Source organism: Bacillus sp. OV322 (assembly GCF_900112495.1).
Taxonomy (GTDB): domain Bacteria; phylum Bacillota; class Bacilli; order Bacillales; family DSM-1321; genus Peribacillus.
The window spans coordinates 91,636-104,273 of sequence record NZ_FOMA01000005.1; the positions used below are offsets into that span (position 1 = coordinate 91,636).

The window sequence follows — 12,638 nt, forward strand, 5'->3', positions numbered from 1 at the left end:
AATTGGAAGTGATAACATGTCAGAAGAAAAGGAAATTGCAAAAAAAATAATATCATCAGGATATTTTGCTAGTCAAATACCAGGTGAGTTTAAATCTACTACTTTAAGTGAGAATATAGATAAACTTGAATTAACAAAATCAAGACTATCAAAAGATGGTTTAAACAAATGGTGTAAACTAATAGATTATTCAATACCAAAAACGGAAAACTTTAGAAGAATTCTATCGGTTCCACACCCCCTGCATTACATATTGTTAGCGAGATTAATTGAAGATAAATGGGTAAATTTAGAGTCACACTTCTCAAAGTCACAATTTTCTTTAACCACTCCACAAATTTCTGAAGATAGGATAGAGCCAAAATATGAAATGTCTGAGAAGATTAATAGAAGGATACATAATCTTGTATTAAAAAGGTATATTTTACAAGCTGATATCACAAGATATTATCCAAGTATTTACACTCACTCTATTCCGTGGGCACTACATACTAAAGAGATTGCAAAAGCACACCCTAGGGATGATGGGTACTTTGGTAATGTGATTGATAGATTGGTAAGGAATCTACAGGATGGACAAACTGTAGGAATTCCTATTGGACCAGTTGTATCACTAATAATACAAGAAATAGTCGGTACAACAATTGATGATGAATTCAAAAGAGAATATGGCGATGGTTTAGTAGGTTATAGATATACAGATGACATGGAATATTATTTTAGCTCATCAGAAGAAGCTGAAAGAGCCCTAAATATTTTAAATAAGATTCTAAAAAATTATGGACTAGATTTAAATAATTCAAAGACTAAAGTAATTAAAATACCGCAAGTATTGGAATCTGAGTGGTTATATTACTTTAAAAAGTATGAATTTAGGAGAAATAAAAAGGATAAGAGAAAATCAATTTATCTGCAGCATACGGATATAAAAGAATTCTTTAGTACAGCTTTTAGATATAAGATTCAATCAGATGAAAAGGGAATATTAAACTATGCAGTAAAAGTTTTGAGGGGTATTGTAATATATAGAGATAATTGGAATATATTTGAATCGCTACTATTACAATCCATCCTTGTGGATTCCTCAATTATACCTACAGTATTTGAAACTATTGAAGGATATAAATATAGGGGATATCCATTAAACAATGAAAGGATAAATAGCTTTATTAATGTTCTTATTAAGGATAATGTGGAGCTAAGAAATGACTTTGAGGTATCATGGGCTCTTAGTTTTGCCGCAAAGTTGGATATTTCTATAGACGAAGATGTAAGTAAGCTATTGTTATGGAATGATAATGCAATAATAAATATACTGGTAATGATATTAAATTCAAAAAACCTTTTAAATGGGGATTTAGATTTTTCATATTATGAAACTCTTCTTACAGAAGAGAGTCTTTATGATAGTAATTGGCTCTTCTATTATGAGTGCTGTTTTCATGGTTGGCTAGGTAAAGACAAAAATAATCAATATTTTAAAGATGACAAGTTTTTTGAACAGCTTTTGAATAACAATGTATCATTTGTTAACCCGATATACTCTAGAGTGTTAGAGGAAGTAAAAAAGTCAATCATTTCTTTATGCCTTAATCACTATAAAACTAATATGAAGACCTTAGAAGCAGAGGAAATTATGTCAAAAGTAATTGAAGAATACTCTTTTTCAATAGAAGGTGATTTAATAGAGGAATTGAATATTGAGTTGGAGAATGAAATTAATAAAATAAAAACTGCTGAACGAGCGGAAGAAGAAACAGAGGAAGCTGAAGGAACGGAAGAAGAGACGGAGGAAGCGGAAGGAACGGAAGAAGAAACGGAGGAAGCTGAAGGAACGGAAGAAGACACAGAGGGAGTTCCTGAAGCAACTAGGGTACAAGGGAATGATAACAACTGGCTCTTTTATTTCTTAACAACAAATGTAAACAAAGCGTCTAACATTAGAAGATATGAAATTGAAGAAGAGTATTGAGGTTTTCTCGTTTAGATACACCACGGTGAACCTTATCATAAGTAACGGCGGATTTTTGATGGATGGCCGAGCACCATAATAAAAAGCACAACAACTGGCACAGTTTATGCGCCAGTATGCATGCTTCGATTGATGATTCTGGAAAACCAATACATTTTTTATCTACCTAGCCATCCACCATCGACAGCTAATAAATGCCCATGTACATAATTCGATGCATCTGATGCAAGGTAAACAACAGTCCCTTTAAAATCTTGAGGATTTCCCCAACGGTCAGCGGGAATTCGCTCGCGAATTTGTCGATTACGTGTTTCATCATTGATGAGTGCCGTGTTCATGTCTGTTGCAATATATCCTGGGACAATTGCATTGACATTTACCTGATGCTTGGCCCATTCATTCGATAATGCTTTCGTTAACTGAGCAACTCCACCTTTTGCTGCAGCATAAGCAGGAACTGTCAAGCCGCCTTGATAGGAAAGTAGGGATGCCATATTAATGATTTTCCCTTTTCCGTTCGGAACCATATAGCGGCCAGCCTGCTGACAAAGGAGCCATACGGTCTTCAAATTGACATTTATCACATCATCCCAATCTAGCTCTGAGAAATCTACTGAAGGCGAACGGCGTTGGATGCCTGCATTATTGACTAAAATATCAATTTTGCCAAAATGCGAAACCACATTAGATATTGCTGCTTTTACTTGCTCAACATTTTCTAAATCACAAGGAACAACCAAGCATTTTCTACCTAGTAATTCGATTTCTTCCTTAACGTCAGATTGTTCAGGTGAACGTTGAAGGAGGGCAATATCTGCCCCTGCTTCAGCTAAAGCGAGAGCGATTGAACGTCCAATTCCTCTGGTGGCTCCTGTGACTGCTGCTACTTTCCCATCTAGTTTAAATAATTCCAGTACCAACTTTACTCCTCCTCAATCAATTAGGTTTAAATAATACTTTTAAAGAGACATCTGGATTTTTCATTAACTTAAAACCTTCCACAATTTGCTCAAGTGGTAATTCATGAGAAATAAATGGAGAAACATCTATCTTTCCATTTGCCATTAGTTGAATAGCTGTTTTAAAATCACTTCCAGTGTAGCATCTCGTCGTTGCCATCGATATTTCTCTAAAGTGCATCCCTGCTAAATTTACAGCTGGTGCTTGTTTGTATACGCTAACTACCATGATTTGCCCTTGAATTCTGCTTACTTCAACCATTTGCTTAGCCGTAATTTGTGTACCAGCCACTTCAAAAACAATATCTCCACCAATACCATTTGTTAGCGATAAAACTTCTTCCGTTACATCTACTTTTTTCGCATCTAATGCGGTAAAACCAAGTTCTCTTGCTTTTTCCAATCGGTAAGGACTAATATCGGAAACGATGATTTCATTCGCCCCCGCCTGTCTCGCCATTAGGCCGATGAGCAAACCAATTGGTCCTGCCCCTAATATGACAACATTATCGCCTACCTTAAGATTGGAGCGGCGCACGGTGTGAACAGCCACTGCCACTGGTTCCGCTAAGGCTGCATGGGCATCTGATAATCCCTCAGGAATCACATGAAGTCGATGTAGGGGAACTGCAGCGTATTCCGCAAATCCACCATGCATATCGATCCCAATGAGTTTTAATGTTTTACAAACATGAAATTGTCCTGACCTACAGGCTTCACACGTTCCACAGCTAAGAGTTGGTTCAATAACCACTCGGTCTCCAACTGAAAAAGCTGACTCTCCGTTCAATTCTTCAATGACACCACTAAACTCATGCCCCATTGCTAGAGGTGCTTTTGCACGAGGGTGTTTTCCTGAATAAATCATCATATCGGTTCCACAAATTCCAGCATAGGAAACCCGAATTAGTGCTTCCCCTTGTTTTAATGTTGGTTTATCTAGCTCTCCAACCATTACTTCTTTTTCAGATATATACAAACCCGCTTTCATAACTGCCATTTTCATACCTCCAATTATTTATGTTGTCTACTTGTCGACAAGTCAACCAATAAAAGGGCCTATATTTTTAAAAAAGAGTTTACCCTTCATATTTTTATGTTGTGTACTTGGCGACAGGTCGATCAATAAAGGGCCATCTCTTTTCTAAAAAAGAGTTTACCCTTCAATTAATCCTCGTTCATTTTTAGCAGGGTTTCACTAACAGTTTTACGAGTGTCTTTAAAATGTTCATGAATAATTACTTTAATAAGATGAAAATCCTTTGAAACTAGAGCATTGACGATTAATCGGTGTTTTTCAATAAGTGGTTCTATTTCATGCTTTTTTCCTACAAATCTTTTTTCGGTTGCCACTAGTAGAGCGGTTAGGATGATTTCCCGTATATTATTCCATAAATGCGAGATTCTTGTATGGTTTATCCCCAAAATCATTTCTTCATGGAAACACAGGTCCTGATAAGAAAATTCAATAAAGTCTTGGTGCTTACCCGCCAATTCCATCTTGTCGATGATTTTAGTAAGGTTCACCACTAATGGCTCATGGTCTATCTGGGAAAGACGTTGCGATACAAAGCTTTCAATCATGAAACGAACATCATTTAGTTCATTGATATCCTTTGAAGTTAAGCCTAATACCACAGCACCCATCCTTTCTAAACGGATCAACCCTTCTCCTGAGAGCGTTCTCAAGGCTTCTCTAACTGGCGAACGACTGGTCCCGAATTCAGCCGCAATCTGATTTTCAGATATTAATGAACCTGGATGAATCATGCCACTAATAATTTTTAATCTTAACTCACTTACGATCTTTTCCCCAAGTGAGGCCCTTTGTAGCCATGATGATGGATACTGCATACATTTCAACTCTCCCTATAAGTCTACGCGAAAAGATTTCCTTCTTATAATTTAAATATAGAGGAAAAAATCCAGGATGGAAATAGCACCTCTAAACGCATAAGAATAGTAAATTTTGCCGTGTACTTGTATACAAGTGTTATTTTACGGAACATGGATTATCCTGTCAATAATAAAATGTAAGCGTTTTATGAAGGGAATCAAATTAAATAAAAGCGCTTTCATTTTGAAAAATCTGTTCAACAAGGAGGTGAATTCCTAACCGAATCTAAGGGATTTCTATATCCCACAAAATGGCTTTCAAAAGCTTCCGCTGGTTAGATTTGAGTTTTTTTGCAATTTAACTTTAGTAAATCTCTGGTCATGGATAGGTCCGAAAAGAATCTTAGGCTCTAAATAAAACATTGATTGATAGAATCGCTCGTCTTAATCAGCACATTCACTCCGCCCTTATAAAAAAAATATCGCCCCGTCTGTTTAGGCGATCCTTCTCTTTGAATTCTTCCCAAACATGGCGGGTTACGACCTTTTGATTATTCTTCGACCTCGGTCTACTGGAGGGATTGGGATACTTATTCGGATGATGAAGTAATAGCGATCTTTCATGGAACAGAACAAACTTGCCCAAAACGATTTTTCAAGCGAGATCAGTTAATACCGTTGGTGACCGGATTTGGTAAAATAGAACGGAATATAAAAATGAGATAATTAAAGAATAATAGATAATACATGAAGAAATTCAACCTATACAGGAAACGGTTATGGTAATATGGCAACAATAATAGATTGATAATTGAAAATTTTCAGTAAATAAATTCTCTCTGATATTTTAGAATAGAGCTAGCTTGGATCAGCACAAGAGTAAGATACCAGTCACCCCCGGCGGATAAAGTAAAGATTATAAGCTATTCAACATTCCATATGAAAAAGTTAATAAGAGTTCGGAGGAGAGGTTATGGTGCAAAGTGTAGTTAAAGCTAAAACAGAAAACAAGGCTGTCGATCCTGCATAGGTTGCAGCCTTTTCAATTTTACCTGTTCTATTTGTTTTTTTCTGTCTAAAGCAAGTTGTTTTAGAGCAACCAACTAATGTTTGCTCGCCTAACTTCTATCTAATTGATAAATGCTGTGAACTCTCCGATTTTTTTCAGTTACATTAGACTTAACGAAATTGCCTTCTTTGAGGAAAGTTGCTAGGCACAATTCTACTAAAAAAGTATCCTTATGAATGCTTACATGGTTGCTAATGTATACGCGGGAATGTAAGAGAATTGGTTTTATTGTGCAGTCATGATGGGACTAGTAACGGATGGCGACTTTTAGTTCCAGATGGGCTATAAGGATGTGAGTTAGTGGTAGAACCGCAGAGTAAACAAAAAGCGAAACTTAACTGTCCATGCCAATTGCGACCAAACAATCGGTTATATTGGGCTCATCTGGTGTCTTTGGAATTACCAATTCCGCCATATCATGCGAAATCCCAATTTCTCAAAGAAAATATCAAAATAAAATGAATTGTCAGCAGATTTCTTGACTCCGCTGTTTTAATTCCTATAGTATTAGTATGTTATGTGGTATATACATAGAGATTAGGGGGCGTAACCATTTGAGCAATTCTTGGCGACTTGGGATTGACATAGGAGGTACATTCACCGATTTAACGGTGTTGGATGAACTGAATGGAACGCTGAAAGGTGTAAAAACACCAACCGTTCCATCAGATCCAGCACAGGGGATCGCTAATGGACTCGTTTTGTTAAAAGAAAAAGGCATACAACCAAGAGACGTGCATTACTTTGCACACGGCACTACCATCGGCCTAAATACTTTAATACAGCGTCGTGGCGAAGCAATTTCTTTATTAGTTACCGAAGGATTCAGGGATTTACTGAACTTACAGCGATTGCGTTTGCCGATTCCATACGATTTTAGTTCCAGACTTCCGGAACCCCTGATTCCGCGGGAGAGGGTATTCACAGTTAAAGAGCGACTGCGTCCCGATGGCTCAGTACATACCCCTCTGGATCAGAACAGCCTAGATGAGGCGATTCGTTCTGTAATAGCTTCCGGTGCAGGGGGTGTCGTAGTCTGCTTTCTACATAGCTACAAAAATCCCGTTCACGAACAGCAGGCCGTAGAGCGGATTCTCGAATTGGCACCAGGACTTGCAGCCAGTGCATCTTCCGAACTGTGGCCTCAGATGAGGGAATACGAGCGTGCAGCAATGACAGCTGTCAATTCATACATTCAGCCCAATGTTCAGCGATATTTCGAGACATTGCAGGATCGTCTTCAGGAAGAAGGGGTTGTGGCCCAGCCTTTTATTACACAATCCAATGGCGGAATCATGGATATCGACACCGCAGCGAATGCGCCGGTAAGGACACTTTTCTCCGGACCAGCCGCAGGAGTGATTGGCGCGGTTCAGGCGGCTCGGTCAGCTGATATAAGTCATGTCATTACATTCGATATGGGTGGTACGAGTGCTGATATATCGATCATTGAGCAAGGACAGCCGACCTTTACCCAAATGAACCATCTTGCCGGATTGCCAATCATGCTGCCTTCAGTTTCCATGTATTCTGTAGGGGCAGGCGGTGGTTCCGTTGCCTGGATTGATAATGGGGGGCTGTTGAAGGTAGGACCCGAATCGGTAGGGTCTTCACCAGGCCCAGCCTGTTACGGACAAGGAGACAAGGCTGCCTTAACGGATGCATATTTGCTCTGTGGGTATATCAATCCGAACAGGTTTGCAGCAGGTAATGTGCAACTCTATCCGGAACGTTCCACACAAGCGATTTCACCCATTGCAGATTATCTTGGAACCGACGCACGCGGAGCTGCGGACCGCATGATACAGGTGGCGGTTGCTAACATGTATTCCGAATTAAGTGCAGTTATGGAGCAGCATGGATTTGATCCACGTGAATTCAGCCTGCTCGCGTTTGGTGGAGGGGGTCCGGTAACTGCCAACTTCCTGGCTGAAGAGATCCAGGCACAGAGTGTGCTGGTTCCGCCTAGTCCGGGAACCTTGTGTGCATTAGGTGCATTGACTGCTGATTTCACCTATGACGCGGTACTCTCCCTTCAGAAAAAGTTTACGGATTTGACTATGGATACACTTGTCCGAGAATACACCCAGCTTACAGACCAGGCACAGGAATGGCTGGCCAAACAGCAGGTTAACGGACTAGAAGGCAGTACGCTGCATTATTCTGTTGACGCCCGTTATGCTGGACAGGCCTTTGAAATCGAGCTTCCGCTGGATTGGTCCATGCTTAAAGATTCAACAGGAGAGAGGATAATTGAAGCGTTCCACGAACTTCATCGCAGGCAATATGGCCACAGTGATGCTGCTGCCATTTTGGAGCTAATCAATCTGCGTGTTCGTCTGGTTGGACATACATTAAAACCTAAGATTGCTTCAGTTCCGGAAACACAAGGAAGTTTAGAGTCAATAGGCGTACGCAGCATACGTTACGGTGGACGTGAATATCAGGCAAAGGTATACGCACGAAACGAAATGCTGGCAGGGCACACAATTGATGGCCCTGCAATCGTTGAGCAAGATGATACAACCGTGCTCGTGCTCTTAGGTTGGTACGGTAGGGTCGATTCAGCCGGGAACCTGATACTGAAACGAAGAGAGGGAAGCGCATGAAGACAGATCCAGCTACATTAGAAATTATGCGCAGTTATTACAATGCCATAGCTGCAGGGATGGGGCACGTCATTGAACGAACATCGTTTACGACATTCGTCAAGGAATCAGCAGATTTTGCAACTGCTTTGGCTACACCGGATGGTGAGTTTTTTGTATACCCGAAGACCGTTGGAGTGACAATCTTTCTAGGTCTTAGCCTTAAACGGGCAGCTGAAGCGTGCGAGCCTCTTGAACCGGGGGATATCGTTATTACGAACGAGCCTTATTCGACAGACGGATTGGCCACCCATTTGCCTGATGTCCATGTATTTAAACCAATTTTTGTGAATGGGGAACTAATTTCATACGCTTGGGCTTTTGTTCACTGCAGTGACGTAGGTGGCCTAGTTCCATCCAGCATTTCACCTGAGGCCACAGATATTCACCAGGAAGGCTTACGGATTCCACCTGTTAAGCTGTATAAGCGTGGGAAACCGAATGCTGACGTCCACACCTTCCTTAATGCCAACAGCCGGTCCCCTCAGCTGAACCTGGGTGATTTTAACGCGATGGTTGCAGCCGTCAATACGGCAGAGCAGCGCATGCTCACCCTAGTGTCCAAATTTGGTGTAAAGGCAGTCAAGGATAGCATGGAGGACCTTATGGATCAGGGAGAGCTTCGTGCTCGCAAGGTTATTGAAGAGATCCCTGATGGTACTTATGAATTCGCTGATTACTTGGATGATGACATGCTATCAGACACTCCTATTCGTCTTGCAGTGTCAGTTAAGGTCAGTGGGGGAGATATAACCCTCGATTTCTCGAACTCGGACCCACAGGTCAGAACGGCATTTAATCTTGTCACGAATGGTAAAAAACATTCATTCCTATTCCAGGGTCTAATCAATTATATTATCAGCTCAGACCCATTTATTCCGGTCAATGGGGGCATTACGCGCCCTATCTCAGTGATCGCTCCGGCTGGTACGCTGGTCAATCCGGTGTATCCGGCTGCGGTAGGTGTTCGTCATACCATAACCATGCGTCTTTATAATGCAGTGTTGGGCGCACTGGCGAAAGCCATTCCGTATGGAATCCCTGCAGCGGGTGCTGGACAGTCGGCTATCGTCGTCCTGTCAACCCCGGATGTCCAAAATGGTACCCGGAACATGGCGGTTGTACAGCCTATGGGCGGAGGAGGCGGTGGTCAGAGTAATATGGACGGGGCAGATGGCATAGACCATGCTTCCGGATTTTTGCGAAACACTCCAATCGAGAGTCTGGAGCAGCATATCCAGGTCCTTGTACATAAATACGAACTGCTTGAGAATACCGCAGGAGCCGGACTCCATCGCGGGGGTCACGCCATTCGCCTGGACTTTGAAATTATGGAAGAAGGTTCGATTGTGACAGCGCGTGGGATGGAGCGTCTCCGTTTTCACCCTTGGGGGCTGGCTGGAGGCCGTGCAGGCTCTCTAGGCAAAGTTCAGATGAATCCTGGTCGGGAAGATGAGAGGGACCAACCAAAAATAAGTGTGCTTCACCCAAAACCTGGGGATATCGTCAGCATACATTCACCGGCTGGCGGCGGATGGGGAAATCCTTTTGAACGTACGCCAGAAGAGGTGTTGACCGAAGTTCGTTCCGGTCTCCTCGGTTTACAGGAGGCTGAAGAGCTATATGGAGTAATACTCCTGTCTCAAGACGGTGAGTTGTCGGTAGATCAAGAGGGCACTCAACGTGTAAGAGCGGCTCAGCCTGAACAAGGTGAGTTTTGGGATTTCGGTAACGCACGTACTGCCTATGAACAGGTTTGGACGCCTGAAGCCAGCAATCAGCTAGCCCGGTTGCTTCAGCAATTGCCTCCTACCCAACGAGCGGTCCGAAAGCAGCTTGTTCATGACCGTGCATCTTCAGAGTTGAAAAACATCCCGCTTACAGCTGGTGCGGTTGATAAGCTGTGGGCTAAGCTTCTATAAAAAAATTACTAAAAAAGGTGGTTAATGGAGATGAACAAGAGAAAGAAATTTACATTTAGCGCATTGTTGTTAAGCTTGACCATGATGGTGTCGGCATGTGGAAATCAGTCAAGCTCAAACGACGTATCGTCCAGTGGAAAGCCTCCGAAAACAGACAAGGTTGTTATTGGTGTGTCCGGCGGTGACTGGGAGAAGAATATTCGTAAAGCTGCACTGGACAAATTTGAGAAGGATACTGGGATTGATGTGGAAGTGGTAACCGGAACGGATGCGGAATGGTTCCCTAAATTAAAGGCAGGCAATGGTAATAATGCGCCTTATGATGTGCTGATCCTTCAACCTGATACGATTCAGCGTGCGTCAGATTCAAATCTACTTGAGGCGCTGGACACAAAGAATGTACCTAATGTGGGAGATTTGTACCCATCCGTCCAGAAACGATTCACAAAGGCAGGCAAGGTTTATGCAGCGGGCTTCAGTATGGGGCAGCTTGGCATCATTTACCGTAAGGACCTTGTGAAGACACCTCCAACGAAATGGACGGACCTCTGGAATCCAGAATATAAGGGTCATGTGGCTGTCTCTTCACCGACCTATTCTGCCGGCCTGCAGTTCTTCTCCGGTCTCGTGAATGCCCTTGGTGGGGAAGTGAGCAATAAGGCTGATGTCGATAAGGCATTCGATAAGCTATCTGATTTGAAAAAAAACGCAGTTGCTTTTCCTGATAATTCAGGCACAATCCAGACATTGCTGGAGAGAGGGGATGCTTCGGTTGTGCCCTTCTGGGACGGTCGTGCGTTTGCGATGCAGGATGCGGGTCTTGACGTAGGATTTGCATATCCCGAGGACGGTCCCGTTGCAGCGGTCGCTAGCTGGGCCATTCCTAAGGGAAGTAAAAACCTTGCCAATGCCTATAAGCTGGTCGATTATCTATCCAGTCCGGATACACAAAAAGCCTTCTCTGACCTTTCGCTATATGGCATGACGAATAAGAATGTCCAATATAGTGGTAGTCTGAAGAAAAGGGTCAAGGTGAGCGAGGAAGACTACAAAAAACTGACTTGGGTTGACTATACAACAGCAACGCCAAATTTAGCGAATTGGACTGACCGGTGGAATCAAGCACTAGGTGGAGGAAAATGATTGGAATCCACATCGATGATGTAAGCAGACAGTTTGGAGATTTTACCGCTTTGGAGCAGGTTCAGCTTCAGGTTCGGCAGGGAGAATTCTTCTCTCTGCTGGGTCCCAGCGGATGCGGTAAAACAACTCTACTTAACATGATAGCCGGCTTTCTTGATCCGACAACCGGGCGTATTTTAATAGGGGATGAGGATGTAACAGGACTTCCACCTTACCGTCGGGGATTGGGCATTGTTTTTCAGGACTATGCCTTATTCCCCCATTTAACTGTATTTGACAATGTGGCCTATGGTTTACAGATTCGCAAGCAGTCCAAGAAAGACATCAAGAGGCGTGTGGAGGAAGTATTGGCCCTGGTACAGCTCGCATCAATGGGTAACCGACGTCCGCACCAACTAAGCGGTGGGCAGCGACAGCGGGTGGCGATTGCGCGTGCCCTCGCAATCGAACCTTCTGTCCTTTTGCTGGATGAGCCCCTTAGCAACCTGGATGCCAAGCTCCGAAAGGAAATGCAGACAGAGCTTCGCTCGATTCAGCAGAGAACCGGCGTCACGACCATCTTGGTAACACATGACCAGGAGGAGGCGCTTAGCCTATCCGACCGAACCGGCATTCTCGGTGATGGCAAGCTGCAGCAGGTCGGCACTCCGCTAGAGGTATACCGCCGACCGGCGAATCGCTTTGTCGCCGACTTTATCGGGCAGGTGAACTTGATTCAGGCACGCAAGTCCTTAGACTCTGGCCGTCATATCGCTTTAGATTATGAGACATCAGCCGGTGTTCCGCTCGTTCTGGAGAGCGCATCACCAACTGATTATGAATCAAATTTGTACATGGTCCGACCTGAGCGGATAAAGATATCTATGACGTCCGGCGGATCTAGAGAAGCTAACTGGGCACCAGGCCTCATTTCTCATGTGGGATACGCTGGAGATCAGGTTAGGTTGAAGGTCCATCTGGAGGGAAAAGGTGAACTACAGGTGGTCGCTTCTGATCTGATGTTCCCGTCACTTCCGGCACCTGGAGACGCTTGTGAATTATTCTGGGATGCAGAGGATGTTATCGCTCTCCCGCAGGAGGGAGTGTAGT

General features: G+C 42.9%; 8 protein-coding genes. 5 read left to right on the forward strand and 3 right to left on the reverse strand.

Annotation, left to right across the window (positions count from 1 at the left end):
- Window positions 1-16 precede the first annotated feature (16 nt).
- Window positions 17-1,972 carry an RNA-directed DNA polymerase gene (locus BM126_RS13155; RefSeq protein ID WP_090989926.1) on the forward strand — a complete coding sequence of 652 codons (1,956 nt, stop codon included), beginning with the start codon at window positions 17-19 and terminating at the stop codon, window positions 1,970-1,972.
- A gap of 158 nt (window positions 1,973-2,130) precedes the next feature.
- On the opposite strand, the gene BM126_RS13160 is transcribed toward BM126_RS13155, so the two are convergent.
- The 3 genes from BM126_RS13160 to BM126_RS13170 all read right to left on the reverse strand — a co-directional run bounded on the left by BM126_RS13160 (window position 2,131) and on the right by BM126_RS13170 (window position 4,785).
- Complete coding sequence (locus BM126_RS13160; RefSeq protein WP_371261456.1) at window positions 2,131-2,886, reverse strand: SDR family oxidoreductase; 756 nt, start codon at window positions 2,884-2,886, stop codon at window positions 2,131-2,133.
- 22 nt (window positions 2,887-2,908) lie between these two features.
- Window positions 2,909-3,931: a zinc-dependent alcohol dehydrogenase gene (locus tag BM126_RS13165; RefSeq protein ID WP_256213096.1), complete on the reverse strand. Its 1,023-nt coding sequence runs from the start codon at window positions 3,929-3,931 to the stop codon at window positions 2,909-2,911.
- Window positions 3,932-4,098: 167 nt separating this feature from the next.
- A complete protein-coding gene (locus tag BM126_RS13170) occupies window positions 4,099-4,785 on the reverse strand; it encodes a GntR family transcriptional regulator (RefSeq protein WP_090989928.1) in 687 nt (228 codons plus the stop codon).
- A gap of 1,605 nt (window positions 4,786-6,390) precedes the next feature.
- Between BM126_RS13170 and BM126_RS13175 the strand changes: the two genes are divergently transcribed.
- Genes BM126_RS13175 through BM126_RS13190 form a run of 4 tightly spaced genes read left to right on the forward strand, consistent with a single transcriptional unit; the run spans window position 6,391 to window position 12,637 of the window.
- On the forward strand, window positions 6,391-8,445 hold the full coding sequence (locus tag BM126_RS13175; protein ID WP_256213097.1) for a hydantoinase/oxoprolinase family protein: 2,055 nt from the start codon (window positions 6,391-6,393) through the stop codon (window positions 8,443-8,445).
- Window positions 8,442-10,406: a hydantoinase B/oxoprolinase family protein gene (locus BM126_RS13180; protein WP_090989930.1), complete on the forward strand. Its 1,965-nt coding sequence runs from the start codon at window positions 8,442-8,444 to the stop codon at window positions 10,404-10,406. Before BM126_RS13175 ends, BM126_RS13180 begins: the two co-directional genes overlap by 4 nt.
- A 30-nt stretch (window positions 10,407-10,436) precedes the next feature.
- Window positions 10,437-11,549, forward strand: a complete 1,113-nt coding sequence (locus tag BM126_RS13185; RefSeq protein ID WP_090989931.1) for an ABC transporter substrate-binding protein — start codon at window positions 10,437-10,439, stop codon at window positions 11,547-11,549.
- On the forward strand, window positions 11,546-12,637 hold the full coding sequence (locus BM126_RS13190; RefSeq protein ID WP_090989932.1) for an ABC transporter ATP-binding protein: 1,092 nt from the start codon (window positions 11,546-11,548) through the stop codon (window positions 12,635-12,637). The genes BM126_RS13185 and BM126_RS13190 overlap by 4 nt, the downstream gene beginning before the upstream one ends.
- Window position 12,638: the final 1 nt, after the last annotated feature.

What these genes read in the sequence shown, in the direction of transcription:
- BM126_RS13155 (WP_090989926.1), top strand. Translation starts at nt 17, where the DNA reads ATGTCAGAAGAAAAGGAAATTGCAAAAAAAATAATATCATCAGGATAT.
- BM126_RS13190 (WP_090989932.1), top strand. Translation starts at nt 11,546, where the DNA reads ATGATTGGAATCCACATCGATGATGTAAGCAGACAGTTTGGAGATTTT.
- BM126_RS13170 (WP_090989928.1), bottom strand. Translation starts at nt 4,785, where the DNA reads ATGCAGTATCCATCATCATGGCTACAAAGGGCCTCACTTGGGGAAAAG.
- BM126_RS13180 (WP_090989930.1), top strand. Translation starts at nt 8,442, where the DNA reads ATGAAGACAGATCCAGCTACATTAGAAATTATGCGCAGTTATTACAAT.
- BM126_RS13185 (WP_090989931.1), top strand. Translation starts at nt 10,437, where the DNA reads ATGAACAAGAGAAAGAAATTTACATTTAGCGCATTGTTGTTAAGCTTG.
- BM126_RS13165 (WP_256213096.1), bottom strand. Translation starts at nt 3,931, where the DNA reads ATGGCAGTTATGAAAGCGGGTTTGTATATATCTGAAAAAGAAGTAATG.